Origin of the sequence: Caldinitratiruptor microaerophilus (assembly GCF_025999835.1) — a bacterium.
Lineage (GTDB): Bacteria > Bacillota > Sulfobacillia > Symbiobacteriales > ZC4RG38 > Caldinitratiruptor > Caldinitratiruptor microaerophilus.
In genome coordinates, this window is record NZ_AP025628.1 from 1,930,779 (window position 1) to 1,949,672 (window position 18,894).

At 73.1% G+C, this 18,894-nt stretch carries 16 protein-coding genes; 1 reads left to right on the top strand and 15 read right to left on the bottom strand.

The features are described from left to right. Positions 1 to 26: 26 nt before the first annotated feature. On the bottom strand, positions 27 to 2,441 hold the full coding sequence (locus caldi_RS09400; RefSeq protein WP_264841518.1) for an endonuclease MutS2: 2,415 nt from the start codon (positions 2,439 to 2,441) through the stop codon (positions 27 to 29). A gap of 194 nt (positions 2,442 to 2,635) precedes the next feature. Here caldi_RS09400 and caldi_RS09405 point away from each other — a divergent pair, with 194 nt between their 5' ends. Next, the gene (locus tag caldi_RS09405) at positions 2,636 to 3,409 is read left to right on the top strand and encodes an alpha/beta fold hydrolase (RefSeq protein ID WP_264841519.1); all 774 of its coding nucleotides are present in this window, start codon (positions 2,636 to 2,638) and stop codon (positions 3,407 to 3,409) included. Here the strand turns inward: caldi_RS09405 and caldi_RS09410 are convergent. The 14 genes from caldi_RS09410 to thrB form a co-directional block, all read right to left on the bottom strand. After that, entirely contained in the window at positions 3,302 to 3,967 is a 666-nt protein-coding gene (locus tag caldi_RS09410; RefSeq protein WP_264841520.1) for a DUF421 domain-containing protein, read from the bottom strand. The two genes, caldi_RS09405 and caldi_RS09410, sit on opposite strands and share 108 nt — an antisense overlap. 333 nt (positions 3,968 to 4,300) lie before the next feature. After that, positions 4,301 to 5,029: a helix-turn-helix domain-containing protein gene (locus caldi_RS09415; protein ID WP_264841521.1), complete on the bottom strand. Its 729-nt coding sequence runs from the start codon at positions 5,027 to 5,029 to the stop codon at positions 4,301 to 4,303. Between the two features lie 169 nt (positions 5,030 to 5,198). Then, entirely contained in the window at positions 5,199 to 7,139 is a 1,941-nt protein-coding gene (locus caldi_RS09420) for an ABC-F family ATP-binding cassette domain-containing protein (protein WP_264841522.1), read from the bottom strand. A gap of 44 nt (positions 7,140 to 7,183) precedes the next feature. Further along, complete coding sequence (pheT, locus tag caldi_RS09425; RefSeq protein WP_264841523.1) at positions 7,184 to 9,907, bottom strand: phenylalanine--tRNA ligase subunit beta; 2,724 nt, start codon at positions 9,905 to 9,907, stop codon at positions 7,184 to 7,186. A gap of 12 nt (positions 9,908 to 9,919) precedes the next feature. Further along, positions 9,920 to 10,945, bottom strand: coding sequence for a phenylalanine--tRNA ligase subunit alpha (pheS, locus tag caldi_RS09430; RefSeq protein ID WP_264841524.1), 1,026 nt, complete (start codon positions 10,943 to 10,945; stop codon positions 9,920 to 9,922). Positions 10,946 to 11,663: 718 nt separating this feature from the next. Further along, positions 11,664 to 12,509, bottom strand: coding sequence for a TrmH family RNA methyltransferase (locus tag caldi_RS09435; RefSeq protein WP_264841525.1), 846 nt, complete (start codon positions 12,507 to 12,509; stop codon positions 11,664 to 11,666). Next, complete coding sequence (locus tag caldi_RS09440) at positions 12,502 to 13,170, bottom strand: potassium channel family protein (protein WP_264841526.1); 669 nt, start codon at positions 13,168 to 13,170, stop codon at positions 12,502 to 12,504. Before caldi_RS09440 ends, caldi_RS09435 begins: the two co-directional genes overlap by 8 nt. Then, on the bottom strand, positions 13,167 to 14,528 hold the full coding sequence (locus tag caldi_RS09445; protein WP_264841527.1) for a TrkH family potassium uptake protein: 1,362 nt from the start codon (positions 14,526 to 14,528) through the stop codon (positions 13,167 to 13,169). The genes caldi_RS09440 and caldi_RS09445 overlap by 4 nt, the downstream gene beginning before the upstream one ends. Then, positions 14,525 to 15,178 carry a potassium channel family protein gene (locus tag caldi_RS09450; RefSeq protein WP_264841528.1) on the bottom strand — a complete coding sequence of 218 codons (654 nt, stop codon included), beginning with the start codon at positions 15,176 to 15,178 and terminating at the stop codon, positions 14,525 to 14,527. Before caldi_RS09450 ends, caldi_RS09445 begins: the two co-directional genes overlap by 4 nt. 93 nt (positions 15,179 to 15,271) lie before the next feature. Then, positions 15,272 to 15,625 carry a 50S ribosomal protein L20 gene (gene rplT, locus caldi_RS09455; RefSeq protein ID WP_264841529.1) on the bottom strand — a complete coding sequence of 118 codons (354 nt, stop codon included), beginning with the start codon at positions 15,623 to 15,625 and terminating at the stop codon, positions 15,272 to 15,274. Positions 15,626 to 15,647: 22 nt separating this feature from the next. Beyond that, positions 15,648 to 15,845, bottom strand: a complete 198-nt coding sequence (gene rpmI, locus caldi_RS09460; RefSeq protein WP_264841530.1) for a 50S ribosomal protein L35 — start codon at positions 15,843 to 15,845, stop codon at positions 15,648 to 15,650. A 62-nt stretch (positions 15,846 to 15,907) separates the two neighbouring features. Further along, positions 15,908 to 16,543: a translation initiation factor IF-3 gene (gene infC, locus caldi_RS09465; protein ID WP_454464613.1), complete on the bottom strand. Its 636-nt coding sequence runs from the start codon at positions 16,541 to 16,543 to the stop codon at positions 15,908 to 15,910. A gap of 249 nt (positions 16,544 to 16,792) precedes the next feature. Continuing rightward, the gene (proC, locus tag caldi_RS09470; protein WP_264841531.1) at positions 16,793 to 17,635 is read right to left on the bottom strand and encodes a pyrroline-5-carboxylate reductase; all 843 of its coding nucleotides are present in this window, start codon (positions 17,633 to 17,635) and stop codon (positions 16,793 to 16,795) included. A 326-nt stretch (positions 17,636 to 17,961) separates the two neighbouring features. Beyond that, the gene (gene thrB, locus caldi_RS09475) at positions 17,962 to 18,891 is read right to left on the bottom strand and encodes a homoserine kinase (RefSeq protein WP_264841532.1); all 930 of its coding nucleotides are present in this window, start codon (positions 18,889 to 18,891) and stop codon (positions 17,962 to 17,964) included. Positions 18,892 to 18,894 lie beyond the last annotated feature (3 nt).

Below are 18,894 nucleotides of genomic sequence, written 5' to 3' on the forward strand. Positions count from 1 at the left end.
GTGAGCGGGTCCCCGCCCGCCCCGAATCAGGGTTCTTGCAACGTGGCCACCGTCACGCCGTCGCCGCCCTCGCCGACCCCGCCGAGGCGGAAGGAGACGACCGCGGGGTGCTCCCGCAGGTAACGCTGCACGGCCTGGCGCAGCGCGCCGGTGCCCTTGCCGTGGATGATCCGCACGTGCGTCGCCCCGGCGAGCAGGGCGTCGTCGAGGTACTTGTCGATCCGGCGGAGGGCGTCGGCCGTCGTGAGCCCGCGCAGGTCGAGCTCCGTGGAGAACCCGGCGCGGACCCCGGCGGCCTCGGGGCGGGGCCGGGCCGGCGCGGGCGCAGGAGGCGCCGCCGGGGCCGGTGCAGCCGCCCGCAGGAGGTCCGAGACGGGGACGCGCAGCTTGAGCACGCCGGCCTGCACCGTCACCTGCCCCTCCACGTCGGGCGGGGACAGGACCGTGGCGGTCACGTTCATCGAGCGGACGTAGACGGTCTCGCCCGGCCGGAGGTCGGGCGGTGGCCCCGCCTCCGGGCTTCCCGCCAGCGGATCGACTGCGGCAGGGCCGGCGGCGTCCGCCGCCGGCTCAAGGCTGCGGGTCCGTCCGCTCAGGGCCCGCAGGCGCTCCCGCGCGGCGGCGATGGCCCGCTCCTGCTCGCGCGCCGCCTGCTGGCGGCGGGCCGCGCGGAGCTCGTCCAGGATCTCCTCCGCCTCGCGCCGGACCGCCGCCAGGAGGCTGGCAGCTTCGGCGCGGGCCTTCTCCAGGATCTCCTGCTCCCGCTCGCGGGTGCGGGCCAGGCGCTCGCGCGCGTCCCGCTGCAGGCGTTCCGCCTCGGCCCGGGCAGCCCGGGCCGCCTCCCGTTCCCGCTCCGCCTCGATCCGCGCCGCCTGGACGTGGGCGAGCAGGCGCTCCACCGTGTCCTCCTCCCGGCTGAGGAAGCTGCGGGCGCGTTCGACGAGGGAAGGGGCGATCCCGAGCCGCAGCGCGATCTCGAACGCCTGTGACGCCCCCGGCGTGCCGATCTGGAGGCGGTACGTGGGCCGGAGGGTCTCGAGGTCGAATTCCACCGAGGCGTTCTCCACCCGGTCGCGGTGGAACGCGAAGGCCTTCAGCTCCGGGTAGTGGGTGGTGGCCACGGCGAGCGCCCCGCGGGCCTGGAGGTGCTCGAGGATCGCCATGGCCAGGGCGGCGCCCTCGGTCGGGTCCGTGCCCGCGCCCAGCTCGTCGAGGAGGACGAGGGCACCCGGCTGCAGCTCCGCCAGGATGCCGGCGATGGCCCCCATGTGGGAGCTGAAGGTGGACAGGCTCGCTTCGATCGACTGCTCGTCGCCGATGTCCGCGAAGACCTGCGAGAACACCCCGAGCTCCGTGCCGGGGGCGGCCGGCACGTGCAGGCCCGCCTGGGCCATGAGGCAGAAGAGGCCGATCGTCTTCAGGGTCACGGTTTTGCCGCCGGTGTTCGGCCCCGTGATGACCAGGACGTCGAAGTCGCGGCCCAGGTGCACGTCGATGGGGACGGGCTCGACGGGCAGGAGCGGGTGCCGGCCGCGGACGATCGCCACCTCGGGGCGGTCGGAGAGCACAGGCTCCACGGCGTCGAGGTCCCGGCTCAGGAGCGCCTTGGCGGCGCAGAAGTCGAGGTGCGCGAGGGCCTCGAGGGTCGTGGTCCAGGCGTCGGCGTCCTGTGCGATGAGCCCCGTCAGGCGGGCCAGGATGCGGGCGATCTCCTCCCGCTCGTCGAGGGCCAGGCGCTTGAGGTCGTTGCCCAGGTCGACCACGGCGAAGGGCTCGATGAACAGCGTGGAGCCGCTCTGGGACTGGTCGTGCACGACCCCGGGCACCTGCGAGCGGTATTCGACCTTGACCGGCAGCACGTAGCGATCGTCCCGGATGGTGACGATGGGTTCCTGCAGGTAGAGCCGCATCGACGGGTTCCGGACGAGGGTCTCCAGGCGCTCCCGGATCCGGTTCTGGAGGATCCGCATCTCCCGGCGGATGCGGGCCAGCTCCGGGCTGGCGGCGTCGGCCACCTCGCCCTCCTCCGTGATCGACCGCCGGATCTCGGCCTCGGTCGCGGCGAAGTCTCCCAGCTGGGCCCCGTAGGCGGCCAGGGTCGGGGCCGTGGCCTGGTGCTCGGCCAGCTGGCGGCGCAGGCGGCGGGCGGCCGCAGCGGTGTCTGCCACGTCGAGGAGCTCGGCCGGCTCCAGCGGCGCCCCCAGGATGGCGCGCCGCACCGCCTGGCGCAGGTCACGGACCCCGCCCAGGTTCAGGCCGGCGCCGCGGTCCAGGAGCGCCCGCGCCTCCGACGTCTCCCGCAGCCGGTGGGCCACCTCGAGGGGGTCCGGCGACGGCTGCAGAGCCGCGCAGATCGCCTTGCCGGCCGCGGTCTGCGCCCGGGCCGTCAGGAGCGCTCGAATCCGGTCGAATTCCAGCGTGCGGAGCGCGCGCTCGTTCACTTCGGAGCCGTCACGTCCCTTCCGGGCCGGGGGAGCCCCGGCCCCTTGCATTATGTACGCGCCGGCCGCGCCGGCGCAACCGGAAGACTCGCTCCGCTCGGGCCGGCAGCCGTGGAGGGACCGGCGTTGGCACCGTCGAACCCTCCTGTCGTGCACCTGCCAGGTGCACCACCTGGAGACGAGGAGGCCGGTCGATGGCACTCGCCGTCACGTTCGAGCCGTACCGCCCGGTCGTACTCCTGCACGCTTTCCCCTTGAACCGGACGATGTGGTCCCCGCAGGTCGAAACCCTCGAGGCGGCCGGTTTCAGCCCGCTGGCTCCGGATCTGCCCGGCTTCGGCGAGAGCCGGGCGGTGCGCGCGCAGAGCCTGGACGGCTTCGCGGCGGCGGTGCTGGAGACACTCGACCGGTACGGGATCCGGCGGGCTGCCTTCGTGGGGCTCAGCATGGGCGGGTACGTGCTGTTCCGCATCTGGGAGCGGGCACCGGAGCGGGTGCTTGCCCTGGTGCTGGCCGATACCCGCGCCGAGCCGGACGCGCCGGAAGCCCGGGAGCGCCGTCTCCTCCAGGCGAGCCAGGTCGAGGCGCAGGGCCCGGCGGCCATCGCCGACGGGTTCGTGCAGGGAGCCCTCGGAGCCACCACGCACCGCGCCCGCGCCGGCGTGACCCTCCGGGTGCGCGACCTGGTGCTGGGCGCGCCGCGCGAGGGCGTGGTGCAGGCCCTTCACGCACTCGCCGGGCGCCCCGACTCCCGGCCGCTTCTCCCGGGGATCCGTGTCCCGACGCTCATCCTCGTCGGCGACGAGGACACCCTGACACCGCCCGACGCCTCCCGTGCGATGGCCGCCGCGATCCCGGGCTCAGTGCTGAAGGTCCTCCCGGGCGCGGGACACCTCGCCAACCTCGAAGACCCGGGGGCGTTCAACGGGGCGCTGCTCGACTTCCTGGGCACCGTCCGCTGGCACTGACCCGTCAGGCGGCCGCCGTTCCGGGGGCGGCGGAGGCTTGCACTGCTCCTGGGCCACGTCGGCCCGGGTCGCCGGGCGGGCCGCCTCGCGCAGGACCACGCTCACCCCGCCGGTCGGTTCGAGCCACGCCTCCTCCACGTCGCTGAGGCGCAGGACCTGTTGCATGCGGAGCGCGGCGGCGAGGTCGCCGAGGCTGACGCGCTCCCGTCGCAGGTTGTCGAGCAGGATCCGGCCGTCCTTCACCAGCAGGGTGGGACGGCCTTCCGTCACGTCCTCCACCTTCCGGAAGCGCAGATTCAGGGTGGTGAGGAGGACGTGCAGGCCCCCGAGGATCAGGACCGGCACGATCCCGTGCAGCATGTTGCCGTCGGCCTCGGTGATCGGGATCGAGGCGACCTCGCTGATCATGATGACGAGGGCCAGGTCGAACGGCGCCATGGCTGCGACCGTCCGCTTGCCCGTCCAGCGCATGACCGCCAGGACCAGGAAGAACAGCACGGTGGTACGGAAGGTCAGTCGTGGCAGGTCTGCCAGAAGCTCCGGCAACCACCGGTCCACCGGCGGCACCCCCCGCCGGACCCTTTCCCCGGGTGTGCTCGTCCTGTTAGCGTACCCCCGGGTGGGCAGGCTTCAAGCAGGCCGGCAGGCCCGGCCGCCGAGGGCAAGAAAAAGGCGCCCGGCCTGCTGTGACACCGGGCGCAGGGCAATCGGACCGTGGTGGGGGAACCTGACGGGCTGGAAGCCCTCGCGACGGGGGGGACCACCACGGCCCGGGGTTCGACCCCGCAGTGCGCGGGACGTACCCTGTCATGAATTTACCATACACGCCATGTGTTGTCCAGCCATGATCATCCGGAATCTCCCAGCACCGTTCGGGACAACCAGGTGACATCATCCTGCCCCGGTCCGCGCGGGCTTCGGTTCGCCGGGTCCGGTGGCTGCCGCCAGCCCGGACGCGCCCTCGGAAACTGCCGCGGCCCGAGCCTCGATGAAGCTGCGCACGAGGTGGGCGAGGCTGCGAGGGGGAATGCCTTCCCGCAGGGCCAGGTGGAGGGTCTCGATGTACGCCTCCGCCTCGGGGTGGGCCAGGAGCAGCCGCAGCACGTCGACGCCCGGCGGCATCTCCCCCCTCTTCAGGAGCCCTTCCGGGATGCCTGTCTCCTCGCAGAGCCGCGCAAGGAGGGTGTCCGGTATCTCGGTCCGTCCGGCCAGCATGTCCCGGAGCTGATCGGCCGGGACCCGGAAGTAGGCCGCCAGGCGGTCCGGTGCGAACTCCGGGTAGCCCTCCTCCATCATCCAGGTGATGATCTGCCGCAGGCGAAGCCCGGGCCGGTCGAGGTCCCGGAACGCCTGCAGTTCCGCAGGCTTGAGCCGCGCCATCTTCAGCCGGAGGACCCGTCCGGTCTCGGGGGGCACCCGCCCCAGGAGGTAGTCGACCGACACCCCGAAGTGGCGCGCCAGCGCCACCAGGTGCTCCGCCCGCACCCGGTCGAAGCTCTTGTGCTCCCGCTCCAGCGCCCCGATGTAGCTGTAGTGCAGTCCAACCGCCCGCTCCACGTCACGCAGGCTCTGCCGCTGCGACTCTCGTACCATCCGAAGGCGCTGACCCGGGCTGAGCACGGGTCCACACCTCCCGAAGCGGTTTCCCGGATTCCGATGGAATGCGATTCCATGCTACTTCAACCAAGACCCGAAGTCAACTTGGGGTAGCTAACTATTGCGAACTGGCTACTTCTTCGGCTGACAGCCGGCGCCGCGGTCACGGGCCAGGGAGGCCGCCGTGCACCGCTCACCCTGACGCCGCCCGTTCCCACTCCACGTAGAGTCGCTCGAGCTCACGCTCCAGCGCCTGGTAACGGGCGGCGATCTCGCGCCCTCGCGGGCTGCGGTACGTGTCCGGGTCGGCCAGGCGGGCGGCCAGTTCGTCCCTCTCCGCCTCGAGGCGGGCAATCTCCGTCTCCAGCCGGCGGACCTCAGCCTGGCGGGCGGCCTCGGCCCGCCGCCGCTCCCGCGGAGTGGCGTGCGGGGGGCCATCCCCGGCGGCGCCGCGGCCCGGGCCTGCCGCCGCAGGCTCCCGCGGCTGGCCGGCCGGGGCACTCGCGGGGGCGGCCGCCGCCTGCGCGGCCGCCTGCGCCTCGCGGTAGGCCGTGTAGTTGCCCGGATGGTCGGTCACTGCCCCATCGGCGAACGCCCAGACGCGCGTCGCCAGCCGGTCGATGAAGTACCGGTCGTGGCTGACGAACAGGATCGTCCCGGGGAAGACCTGCAGGGCCTCCTCCAGGGCCTGGCGCGCATCGGCGTCGAGGTGGTTCGTGGGCTCGTCGAGGAGCAGCGTGTTCGCGCCGGACAGCACGAGCCGGGCCAGCCGGAGACGGCTCCGCTCGCCGCCCGACAGCACGCCCACCGGACGCTCCACGTCCTCGCCCCGGAACAGGAAGCGGGCGAGCAGCGACCGGGCCTCGAACACGGTCATCCCCGGCAGCTGCAGGATGGTCTGGAGAACCGTGCGGCCGGGGTCCAGGTCGTCCAGGTCCTGCGCGAAGTACCCCCTCCGCACCCCGACGCCCCACCACACCCGACCGGCGGAGGGCGCCTCGAGCCCGTGGAGGATCCGCAGGAACGTCGTCTTGCCTGCCCCGTTCGGACCCACCAGCGCGACGCGCTCCCCGCGCCGCACCCGGAGGGTGACGTCGCGGAACAGCACGCGGTCGCCGACGGCGCGGGCAAGGTCCCGGACCACGAGCACCTCCTCGGCGCTCTCGTGGCGGGGACCGAACTGCAGGCGCAGGCCCGGCCGGGCGACCGGCGGGGGCGGGGTGCCCTCCTCTTCCAGGCGCGCCAGGGCGCGCTCGCGGCTCTTCGCCTGCCGTGCCCGGCTGCCGGCCTGGTAGCGGCGGATGAAGGCCTCGAGGCGCTGCCGCTCCTCCTCCCGGCGGCGCCAGGCCGCCTCCTCCTGGCGCAGCCGCGCCTCCCGGGCTTCGAGGTAGGCCGAGTAGTTCCCGCGGTAGTACGTGCTCCGCCCTGCTCGCAGCTCGAGCACCGCCCCGGCCACGGAATCGAGGAGGTAGCGGTCGTGCGACACGATCACCGCCGCCGCCCGGGAGACGCGCAGATAGCCCTCCAGCCACTCCACGGCCGCCAGGTCCAGGTGATTCGTGGGCTCGTCGAGCAGCAGGAGGTCCGGCTCGGCCAGCAGCACCTTCGCCAGGCCCAGGCGGACCCGCTGCCCACCGGAAAGCGCCCGTACCGGCAAGGACAGGTCGGGCTCCCGGAACCCGAGGCCGAACAGGACCGACCGCACGCGGGCCGGAGCCGCGTACCCGCCAGCGGCCTCGAAGCGGGCCAGGAGGTGGTCGTACTCCGCCGTCACCTCCCGCAGCGCCCGCCCCGCGGCCGCGGCGCTGGCCATCTCGGCCTCCAGGTCCCGCAGCCGCCCCTCCCACCCCCAGATGTGCGACAGCGCGCGGGCCGCTTCCTCGGCGACGGCCCGGTCCGACGGAGGGACCGCCTCCTGGGCCAGGTAGCCCACCCGGCAGCCGGGGGCCACGACGACCCGCCCCGAGGCGGGCTCCGCCTGCCCCGCCAGGGTGCGCAGGAGCGTCGACTTGCCGGCCCCGTTGGGGCCCACGACGGCCAGCCGCTCGCCGCGGTTCAGGACGAAGGAGACGCCGGTCAGCAGGCGCTGTCCGCCCGCGTCACAGGCCAGGTCCTGGACGGTGAGAACGGCCAACGATCCACCCCCCGTGCCGGACGGGCCGTGCAGCCATGGCGACCCTAAGCCCGCATCTGGGCGCCGATCCGGGTCAGGGCGGCGCGGATCCGCGCCATCGCCTCCTCCACCTCGGCGTCGGTCAGCGTGCGCTCGGGCGACCGGAAGGTGAGCGAGAACGCCAGGCTGCGCCGGCCCGGCGGGACAGGCTCGCCCTCGTAGACGTCGAAGAGCCGCACGTCCTCCAGGAGGTCGCCGCCCGAGTCCTGGATGACCCCGGCCACGGCCCCTGCCGGCACCGTCCGGTCGAGCACGAGCGCCAGGTCCCGGGTCACCGCCGGGAAGCGCGGCACCGGCCGGTACGTCCGCAGCGCCGGCACCTGGGCGGCAACGGGATCGAGGTCGACCTCCGCGGCCACCGGGCGTCCCGGCAGATCCCACGCCGCGGCGACGAGCGGGTGCACCTCGCCCAGGACGCCGGCGGGCCTCCCGCCGATCAGCAGCCGGGCGCTGCGCCCCGGGTGCAGCCACGGGACCCCGGCGCCCTCCACCACGGTCGCCGCCACGCCGACGCTGGAGAGGGCGTGCAGGAGCACCCCCTTCAGCCAGTAGAAGTCCGCCGGGCGCTCGGGGTGGTTCCATCCCACCGGCACGGCGAGGCCGTGGGCGGCGATACCGATCCGGAGGTCCTCCACGGCGGGCGACCGCGCCGGGTCGGGCTCCCCTGCCTGCGCGCCGGCGTCCGCCGGCCGGTACACCCGGGCGATCTCGAAGACGGCCAGGTCGCGCACCTGCCGGTACACATTGTACTGGAGCACGTCCAAAAGGGAGGGCACCAGCAGCGTGCGCAGGACGGAGCGCTCCTCGTAGAGCGGGTTCTGGACCGTGAGGACGCGGCGGGCCGGGTCGTCGGGGGCGAGGCGCAGCCGGTCCAGCACCGCCGGCGAGGTGAGGCTGTGGGTGAGCACCTCGTCCAGGCCGGCGCCGGCCAGCGCCCGCCGGAGGGCCAGCACGATCTCCTGCCGGCGGCTGCGGGAACCCCGCACGGCCGGTCCCCGGGGAAGGGTGGGTTCGATCCGGTCGTAGCCGTGCTGGCGTGCCACCTCTTCGGCCAGGTCGTCCTCGATGGCCAGGTCCGGACGGCGGGTGGGGACGACCGCCACGAGGAGCCCGGCCTCGTCCGCCGCCCAGCGCCGCACGGTCTCGCCGGCCCGGAGGATCTCCCCGCGCGCGGCCGCCGCCCAGGTCCGGTAGGCGACGTCGTCGGCCGGCACGGGGCTGACCGCGTGCATGGCGGCCCACACGGGCAGCTCGTCCGCCGGGTCGGAGGGGTCGGCGACCTCGGACGCGACGCCGCGGGCCGCTCCGGCGCCGCCGCCCACCCCCTGCTGCTCCGGTCGCAGGTCGGGCATCGCGCCCGCGGCCTCGAGCCGCGGCAGGTCGAAGAGCATCAGGTCCTCGCCCGGCAGCACCACCAGCCCGAGGCGGCGCAGGTAGCCGGCCGCCTCGTCGAGCGAGAGTGGCAGCCCGAGCACGGTCCGCAGCCGCCGCAGCCGCAGGGGGATCACCCGGGGAACGAAGGGCCGGGGGTACACGTCGAGCACCCCGGGCACGACCCGCCCGCCGGCGATCTCCGCCAGGAGCTGCGCCGCCCGGTCGAGGGCCCGCACCACGCCGGAGGGGTCGACGCCCTTGGTGAAGCGGGCGGACGCCTCGGAGGGAAGTCCGTATCGCCGGCTCGTCCGCCGGTTGTTGATGCCGTCGAACACGGCGGCCTCGAGGAACACGTTCGTGGTCGACTCGGTGACCTCCGAGTCCTCGCCGCCCATCACGCCGGCGATGACCTGCGGCCGCTCGGCGTCGGCGATCACCAGCACGTCCGGGTCGAGCACCCGCTCCTGCCCGTCCAGGGTGACGATCCGCTCGCCGGGCCGGGCCCGCCGGGCGATGATCTGCTTCCCGCCGATCCGGTCGTAGTTGAAGGCGTGGAGCGGCTGGCCGAGCTCCATCATGACGAAGTTCGTGACGTCGACCACGTTGTTGATCGGCCGCATCCCGGCCGCCCGGATGCGCCGCTGGAGCCACGCCGGCGAAGGGCCGACCTTCACGCCGGTGACGAGCCGGCCGGCGTACCGCGGGCAGAGGTCGGGGTCGTCGATGCGGATGGCGATGTAGTCGGCGATGTGGCCGTCCCCGTCCTCGCGGAGCGTGATCTCCGGCCACCGCACGGCCCGGCCGGTGAGGGCGGCGTACTCGATCGCCACCCCGATCATGGACTGGCAGTGCGAGGCGTAGTTCGTCGTCAGCTCCAGCTCCAGGACCGTGTCGTCCAGGCCGAGGAGGGCGCGGCAGTCCGCGCCGACCGGGACGTCGGGGGGCAGGATCAGGATCCGGTCGCCGCCCTCCGGGATGCCGAGCTCCTCCGGGGAGCACAGCATCCCCTCCGACTTCACCCCCCGGAACTCGGCCACCCCGATCTCCCGCCCGCCGGCGATGCGGGCGCCCGGCACGGCCACCGGCACCCGGTCGCCCTCCCGGACGTTCGTGGCCCCGGTGACGATCTGGAGGCGCCGCCCCGCCCCCACGTCGACGGTGCAGACGAAGAGGTTCGGGGCGGAGGGGTGGCGCTCCACCGCCTCGACGTGGCCGGCCACGACCCCGCGCACGTCGGGGTCGGGCCCCTGGACGCCCTCCACCGCCAGGCCCACCCCGGTCAGCCGGCCGGCCACCTCGGCCGGCGGCTCGGCGACGTCCACGTAATCCCTGAGCCAGTCCAGTGAGACCCGCATCCCGCCGCCCTCCTAGAACTGCCGGACGAAGCGCATGTCGCCGGCGATGAAGTGCCGGAGGTCGTCGACCCCGTACAGGATCATCGCCACCCGCTCGATGCCCATCCCGAAGGCGAAGCCGGTGACCTCGTCCGGGTCGTAGCCGCCGTTGCGCAGGACCGTGGGGTGAACCATGCCCGAGCCCAGGATCTCGATCCACCCCGTCTCCTTGCACACCCGGCAGCCGCTGCCGCCGCAGAACGGGCAGGAGACGTCGACCTCGGCGCTCGGCTCCGTGAAGGGGAAGTACGACGGGCGCATCCGCACGCGGGAGTCGGGCCCGAACAGCCCCCGCGCCATCTCCAGGAGCGTTCCCTTCAGGTCGCCCATGCTGATGCCCCGGTCGACCACCAGGCCCTCCACCTGGTGGAACATCGACAGGTGGGTGGCGTCCTCCGTGTCCCGCCGGAACACGCGGCCGGGGACGATGATGCGCACGGGCAGCCGGGGGGCCACCTGCTGCATGTAGCGCACCTGGGTGTTGGAGGTATGGGTGCGCAGGAGCACGTCCTCGCCTTCGATGAAGAGACTGTCCTGCGCGTCCCGGGCCGGGTGCCCCTTGGGGATGTTGAGCGCCTCAAAGTTGTACCAGTCCGTCTCCACCTCGGGGCCCTCCGCCACCTCGTAGCCCATGCCGATGAAGATGTCCTCGATCCGCTCCCAGACCTGCCGGAGCAGGTGGAGGTGTCCCCGGGGCACGGGTGTGCCGGGCAGCGTGACGTCGATCCGTTCCGCCTCCAGCCGGGCCGCCAGCTCGACCTCCTGAAGCACCCGCTCCCGCTCGGCCAGCGCCGCCTCGATGGCTGCCCTCGCCTCGTTGGCGGCGGCCCCGAGCGTCCGCCGCACGTCGGGCGGCAGCCGGCCGATCTGCCCGAGCAGCCGGCTCAGCTCGGACTTCTTGCCCAGGTAGCGCACCCGCAACTCCCGCAGCTCGGCCGTCGACCCGGCCGACTGCACCGCGGCCAGCGCCTCCGCCCGGATGCGCCCGACCTCGTCCATTCTCGCTCGCCCTCCGCTCTGCGCTGCTGCCGGTCCCGCCGGTGGGCCGGCACCGCGAGAACGCTCCCGTCCCCATGGGACGGGAGCGTTCTCCCGCGGTACCACCCATGTTAGGCCCTCGCGGACCTCCCTCGTCGCAGGCGCCAGCACCCGCAGGCGCTCCGCCCTCCCCGCTAACGCCGGGGCTACGGCCGCACCTACGCACGGGCCGCCAGCGGCGCTGCCCGCTTCAGCACGGCTGCTCGGGAGGGAACTTCCCCCTGCCGGCGGAGCGAGGGCTTGCAGCCACGGCCCCCGTCTCTGGACACCGCCCCTGCAGGCGTACTTTCCTCCGTCATCGCCGGTTCACAAAACAGGTGCGGGGCGCCCGGCACCCCGCCTCGCCCGCCGGCTCCGGCGGTCGGCTCCATGTAGTCCTGATCTTACCACAACCCTACTGGAGTGTGAAGCGCTTGTAGAGGAGGTAGGCGATGACCGAACCCGTCCGGAGGAAGAGGTCCCAAAAGACCTGGGCTGGCGTCAGCGGTACCACTCCCTTTCCAGCAGGGTTTGGACTTGTCTGACACCGGGCATTGTACCACAGCCCGCCTCCGAGGCGCAACGGAGAGGCCTCCCGCACGGGGCGAGCCGGCGCTACCTCCCACGGTGCGTGAAGCGGCGGTACGCCGAACGGCATGCGGTCGGCGCAGGCCGAACGGCCCCCGTCCCGCCCGCACGTTCACCCTCCCCGCTGGCGAAGCGCCTCGTACAGGAGCAGTGTACCGGCGATGGCGGCGTTCAGGCTTTCCGCCTCCCCGGGCATGGGGATCCGGACAGTCCCGCCGGCGGCCCGGCGGAAGGCCGGCGACGGCCCCCGGGCCTCGCTGCCCACGACGAGGGCGAGGGGGCGCCGCCAGTCGACCTCCCAGGGCAGCCGCTCGCCCCGGGCGTCGGCCACCACGATGGGCACGCCGGCCTGCCGCAGCCGGGCGACCACCGCCTCCGGGTCCGGCTCGACGGCCACCGGAAGCCGGAACAGGCCGCCCATGGCGGCCCGGACGACCTTCGGCGCCCACGGGTCGGCCGCCCCGCCGGTGGCCACGAGCCCGGCAGCGCCCAGGGCGTGCGCCGACCGCACCAGCGTGCCGAGGTTTCCCGGGTCCTGCAGCCCGTCGGCGACCACGAGCGGGCCGGCCGCACGGCGCGCCCGGTCGCCCGGCGGCGCAGCCAGAGCGACTGATGCGACGAGCTCCTCGAGGGTGCGCCCCGGGATGCGGAACACGGCCAGGAGCCCCTGCGGCGTGACGGTGTCGGCCACCCGGGCGAGGAGGTCGGCAGGCACCCGCACCCGGCGGACGCCGGCAGCCGCCAGCCCGTCGAGCACCCCGGCCGCTTCCCGCCGGGCCGCAAGCTCGTCCGTGTAGAGCGCCACCTCGAGGGTCACCCCGGCCCGCAGCGCCTCCTCGGCGAGCCGCACGCCCTCCAGGATGGAGCAGCCCTCGGCCTCCCGGTCCCGGCGGCGGGTCGCCAGCGCCCGGACGCGCTTCAGCAGCGGATTGCGGGCGCTCGTGATGGCCTCAGCCACCGGCCGGCGACTCCTCCAGCTCCTGCAGGCGGCTCAGGCTCGTGGGGTCGCCCGCCACCACCAGGATGTCGCCCTCGTAGATCACGTCGTCCGAACCGGGGTTCACCAGCACGTCCTCGCCGCGGCGGATCGCCATGACGTTCAGGCGGAAGCGGGCGCGCAGGTTCAGGTCCCGGAGCGAGCGGCCGAACATGGCCGGGCTGGCCGGCACCTCGACCACCCGGTAGCCGGGCGAGAGCTCGATCGAGTCCAGCGCCACGCCGGTGAGGATGTGGTGGGCCACCCGCACCCCCATGTCGCGCTCGGGGTAGATGACCTGGTCCGCGCCGATCTTCTCCAGCAGCTTGCCGTGCAGGTCGCTCGACGCCTTCGCCACCACCCGCGGCACCCCGGCCTCCTTGAGGAGGAGAGTGATGAGGGTGCTCTCCTGCAGGTCCCCGCCGACCGCCATGATCACCGCGTCGAAGTTGCGCAGCCCGAGGGCGCGGATCTGCTCCTCGTCGGTGCAGTCCGCCTCCACCACGTGGGTCAGCTCGTGGCGCATCTGGTTCACCCGGGCGTGGTCGCGGTCGATCCCCATCACCTGGTGACCCAGGCTCTCGAGCGTGCGGGCCACACTGGAGCCGAAGCGGCCGAGGCCGATGACGGCGAACTGCTTCACCCGATCATCACCCGCTCGTCGGGGAATTGCACGTCGGGCGCCGGGGCGCGGCGCTCGGCAAGGGCGACCGCCAGCGTCAGGGGCCCGACGCGCCCCGTGTACATCATCAGCGCGATCAGGAGCTTACCGGCGGTGGTGAGGTCCGGGGTGATGCCGGTCGAGAGGCCGACCGTGCCGAAGGCCGAGGTCGTCTCGAAGAGGATCGGGGTCAGGTCGCGCCCCTCCGTGACGAGCAAGGTCGCGGTTACCAGAAGCACCCAGCCGGCGGCGATGGCGGCGATCACCCACGCCTTGCGGAGGAGGTCGTTGGGCAGGCGTCTCCCCCATACGTGCACGTCTTCCCATCCCCGGACCGCCGCCCGGATCGTCAGCACGACGGTCGCGAACGTGGTGGTCTTGATGCCGCCCCCCGTGCCTCCCGGGGAAGCGCCGATGTACATGAGGGCGATCACCAGGAGCAGGGTGACCGGCCGGAGCTCACCGGTGGGAATGACCTCGAACCCGGCCGTGCGCGGGGTGACGGCCGTGAAGAACGCCGCCAGGGGCCGGGCAAGCGGCGGTAGGGCCCCGAGCGTCTTCGGGTTCGACCACTCGAGCGCGAGGACGGCGGCGAAGCCGCCGGCGACCAGGCAGGCGGTGGTCGCCAGGGCCATGCGGGAGTGCAGGCTCAGGCGGTGCCAGTGCAGGCGGGTGCGCCGCAGGTCCTGGATGACCGTGAAGCCGATGCCCCCGACCATGAGCAGCGCGGCCACCGTGAGGACCACGACCGGGTCGGTCGCAAAGGGCTTCAGGCTCACGTGGAAGAGGTCGAAGCCCGCGTTGGCGAATGCGGAGATGGCGTGGAAGACGGCCAGCCAGGCCGCCCGCAGGGGCGGGTAGTCCCCGAGGAATCGCAGGAAGAGGATCAGCGCCCCGGTCCCCTCGATGACCACGGTGACCTTCAGAACCTCCTGGACCAGCCGCACCATCCCGGCCGGGGCCCACTGGCCGAAGGCTTCCTGCAGGACCACCCGTTCCCGGAGCGAGACCCGCCGCCCCAGGATCAGCGCCACGGCCACGGAGAGCACGGTGATCCCGAGCCCGCCGATCTGGATCAGGCTCAGGATCACGATCTGCCCGAAGAGGGAGAAGTCCCCGGCCGTGTCGAGGACGACGAGGCCGGTCACGCAGACCGCCGAGGTCGCCGTGAACAGGGCGTTCACCACGCCGACGCTCTGACCCGTCGCGCTGCTGACCGGCAGCGAGAGCAGCACCGTGCCCACGAGGATGAGCAGGGCGAAGCCCGTCACCAGCACCCGCGCGGGGCTGAAGAGGACGTGGCGGCGGCGGGCAGCCAGCACAGGCAGCCCGAGCCTCATGCGTTCTCCTCCAGTTCCCGGATCCCCCGGTCCGGACCGAGCAGGACCAGGATGTCCCCCAGCTGGACAACCTCGTCGGCGCGTGGGGCCACCAGCGTGCGACGGCCACGCTGGATGGCCATCACGTTCACCTCGTAACGCTGGGACAGGGCAAGCTCGCGGAGGCTCTTGCCGGCCAGCCGCGGCCCGGCCACCAGCTCGATCATGCTGTGCGACGGCGAGAGCTGCACGTACTCGGTGACGTTGGCGGACACCAGGTTGTGCGCCACGCGGACCCCCATGTCGCGCTGCGGATACACCACCCGGTCCGCCCCGCAGCGGGTCAGCGCCTTGCCATGGGCGTCGCTGATCGCCTTGGCGATCACCCGCCGCACCCCGAGCTCCTTGAAGGCCAGGGTGGTGAGGATGCTCGCCTCCATGCTGTTGCCGATGGCCACCACGGCCACGTCGCACCCCTGGACGCCCAGGACCCGCAGCGACTCCATGTCGGTGCAGTCGCACCGAGCCACGCGGGGCAGCACGTGCGACATCTCCTGCACGCGCTCCGGGTCGACGTCCAGGGCGAGCACCGACTGGCCTTCCTCGACCAGGGTCCGGGCCACGGCCCGGCCAAAGCGGCCGAGGCCCGCGACCACGAAGAAACGGGGCACCCGCAACACCCACCCGTCCGGCCCGCCTCGGCGGTCCGGGTCCTCAAAAGGGAGACGACCCGACCGCTCCCCGCAGCCGGGTCGTGGGGCCACTCACAGGCTGGCTTTGGCGCGCTGCACGAGTTCCTCGAAGGCCCGGGCATCCCGGACCGCGAGGTCTGCGAGCATCTTCCGGTTGATGGCGATGCCCGCCCGCTTGAGGCCGTTCATCAGGCGGCTGTAGGAGAGACCGCTCTGGCGGGCGGCGGCGTTGATGCGCGCGATCCACAGACGCCGGAAGTTCCGCTTGTTCTGACGGCGGTCCCGGCGGGCGTAATCCAGGGCGTGCAGCACCTGCTCGTTGGCTGCGCGGAACAGCTTGGACCGGCCAGCGTAGTACCCCTTCGCCAGCTTCAGGATCTTCTTGTGCCGCCTCCGCGTGCGCGGGCCGCCCTTGACGCGAGCCACGACAGATCCCTCCTCCGTTCAGCTACGCATAAGGAAGCAGGCGCCGGACCTTCTTCTCCATGGTCTCGGCCACCACCGTCGACTGACGGAGGCGGCGCTTGCGCCGGCTCGACTTGTGCGTGAGAAGGTGGCTCCTCCAGCCCTTGCTCCGCTTGAAGCGGCCCGTCGCGGTGAGCCGGAAGCGCTTGGCGGCGCCCCGGTGGGTCTTCATCTTCGGCACCTTGTCCACTCCTTCTTGTATCGAGGGCACCGGCCCGCGCGGCGGGCGCGGGTGCCGGCAACCTATTCGCTGACGTCGGGCTGGGCAGCGGCTACCGGGGGCTCGCGCCGCTCCTGCCGTTCGGGCCGTTCGGCCCGCTGCTGGGGCTGGGGACGGGGCGCGAGGATCATGATCATGTTGCGGCCTTCCACCTTCGCCGGCCGCTCGACGATCCCCAGATCCCGCACCCGCTCCGCCAACCGGTCGAGCACCTGCTTGCCGAGGTCCGCGTGGACGATCTCCCGGCCACGGAACATGATGGTCGCCTTGATCTTGTCCCCGTCCCGGAGGAACCGCTCCGCGCTGCGCACCCGCACCTCGAAGTCGTGGTCTTCGATGTTCGGGCGCATCTTGATCTCCTTCAGGTCGATGACCTTCTGCTTCTTCCGGGCTTCCCGCTCACGCTTGGACTGCTCGTACTTGAACTTGCCGTAATCCATCAAGCGGCAGACGGGCGGCCGGGCGAGGGGGGCCACCTCCACCAGGTCCAGCCCCCGGTCCTGGGCGATGCGAAGCGCGTCCCGGAGGGGCATGATCCCGATCGGCTCACCGGTCTCGGAGACGAGGCGCACTTCCCGGGCGCGGATCTGCTCGTTCACCCGGTGCTGCTGATCCCTACTGATCGAATTACACCTCCTGGCTTCTCGTCGGACCACCACGCCGGCGCGCGAAGCGGGCGGCCGTAGCCGCCCGTCAAGGCCTCCAACCCCAAACGGTCCGGACCTGTCCGGACCCGGAGCCCCGGAACCATACTGGCCGCAGCCGTATGGTGAGAAGCGTGGCGGCTTCTGCTTACGCACAACATTCCCTATGCGTTTGGCGCTACTACCTTAACATGGCCGCCTTCCACCGTCAAGCACCGGGCGGGCACGGCACTGTGGCACGGCACCGGAGCCCGGCGAAGGGTGTCAGTCGGCCCCCGGCGCCGACGCCAGGAGGAGGCCGAGCTCCCTGGACCGCTCGGCGGCCCGGGAGACCGCCCGGACGATCGCCTCGTGGAAGCCGTGCTCGCTCAGCACCTGGAGGCCGGCCATGGTGGTCCCGCCCGGGCTCGTGACCTTCTGGCGCAGGACCGCCGGGTCCTCCCGGGTCTCGACCAGCATGCGGGCCGCGCCGAGGACCGTCTGGACCGCCAGGTCGTGCGAGACCTCGCGCGGCAGGCCGGCCCGGACCCCCGCTTCCACCAGTGCCTCGACCATGGCGTAGACGTACGCCGGACCGCTACCGGAGAGGCCCGTGACCGCGTCGAGGAGAGGCTCCGGGACCTCGACCACCTTGCCGACCGCCCCCAGGATGGCCCGGCACACGGCGACGGCCTCCGGGGTCGCTCCGGGCCCGCCGCACAGCGCCGTGGCCGACTCGCGGATCTGGCTGGAGGTGTTGGGCATCGCCCGGACGACCTGCACGCCGGGGGTGAGGCCCGCCGCCAGGGCCTCGGTGCTGATCCCCGCCGCCACGGAGAGGGCGATCTGGCCGGGGCGGGTCTTCCGCCCCACCTCTGCCAAGAGGCCCGCCACGTCCTTGGGCTTGCAGGCGATCACCAGGACGTGCGACCGCTCCACCACCTGCGCCTTGTCCGGCGTGACGTGCACGCCGAACCGCCGGGCGAACCCGCCGAGCCGCTCCCGGTTCGACCGGTTCGTCACCCAGATCCGGTCGGGCGCGGTGAGGCCCGCCCCCAGCAGGCCGTGGACCAGGGCCTCCGCCATCGACCCGGCGCCGAGAAAGCCGATGGTGAGATCCTCCAGCATGCGCCGACCCCTCCCGCTCCCAGACGAGAAACCCTTCCGTCCGTGAAGGACGGAAGGGTTTCTTCCGCGGTACCACCTTCGTTGGCCCCTCCGGGGGCCCCGCTCTACCCGGGCCCGCAGGCCCGGCCCCCGGTATCGGCGGGGTGGCCGGCCGGCTCATCGCCGGCTGCTCCGGGGTGGGTTCGGAAGTGCCCCGACCGGCCGGGCTTGCACCGGATGCCCGGCTCTCTGGGCGGCGGGCGTCCTCCTACTGGCCCCGTCATCGCCTTGGCCGATTCTTCTGGCCTCGCTGTTGCCAAACACTATAGCAGCGACTGGAGCAGCCGTCAAGCACGATCGTCAACCCATTCCACCCGGGCCCCTTCCCTCGCCAGGGCCACGGCCCGCACGGTACAGTCGCTCCCGTGCCACTGGAAGGCCGCCTCCATGGCGCTCTGGACAGGCTCCTGGTTGCCCCGCTCCACCAGGGCGATGACCGACGGGCCCGCCCCGGAGAGCGCCACGCCTCTCGCCCCGGCGTCGAGGGCCGCCTGGATCACGGCCCGCAGGCCCGGCACGAGCGCCTCGCGGTAGGGCTGGTGCATGCGGTCCTTCGTGGCCGCGGCGAGGAGGTCGAGCCGTCCGGTCAGGAGGGCCGCCACCAGGAGCGTGGCGCGGCTCAGGTTGAAGACGGCGTCCGCCATCGTGACCTCGCCCGGGAGGACCCCCCGGGCGGTCTTCGTCGGCAGGGGGATCTCCGGGATGGCGATCACGGCCTCGAGCCCCGGCGGCGGGTCGAACCGCACGAAGAGCGGCCGGCCCTCGTCCATGCAGGCCACGGTGAAGCCGCCGACCAGCGCCGGGGTCACGTTGTCCGGATGGCCCTCCATCTGCACGGCGAGCTGGAGGATGTCCTCCTGACTCAGGCCGTGCCCCGTGGCCCGCTCGGCGAGGGCGCTGGCACCCACCAGGCCGGCCACGATGGCCGCCGCGCTCGACCCCAGCCCCCGCGCCACGGGGATCCCGATCCGCTCGCGCAGGAGGAGGCCGTACGGACGGTAGCCCAGGCGGTCGAAGGCGAGCCGGGCCGCCTGGTAGACGAGGTTGTGCTGCGGCTCCTCCAGCATCCCGCCGCTGTGGCCTTCAACCTCGATGACGTCGTCCAGGATGCCGGTCTCGGCCATCTCGATCTCGTTGTACATCTCGAGCGCGACGCCCAGCGTGTCGAACCCGGGGCCCAGGTTGGCCGAGGTGGCGGGAACGCGGACCTTGATCACGGC

Bases quoted from the DNA above. Each gene is read 5' to 3' on its own strand.
- pheS (WP_264841524.1), bottom strand. From the start codon at position 10,945: ATGGACGAGGTCGGGCGCATCCGGGCGGAGGCGCTGGCCGCGGTGCAG.
- proC (WP_264841531.1), bottom strand. From the start codon at position 17,635: ATGCTGGAGGATCTCACCATCGGCTTTCTCGGCGCCGGGTCGATGGCG.
- caldi_RS09445 (WP_264841527.1), bottom strand. From the start codon at position 14,528: ATGAGGCTCGGGCTGCCTGTGCTGGCTGCCCGCCGCCGCCACGTCCTC.
- pheT (WP_264841523.1), bottom strand. From the start codon at position 9,907: ATGCGGGTCTCACTGGACTGGCTCAGGGATTACGTGGACGTCGCCGAG.
- caldi_RS09405 (WP_264841519.1), top strand. From the start codon at position 2,636: ATGGCACTCGCCGTCACGTTCGAGCCGTACCGCCCGGTCGTACTCCTG.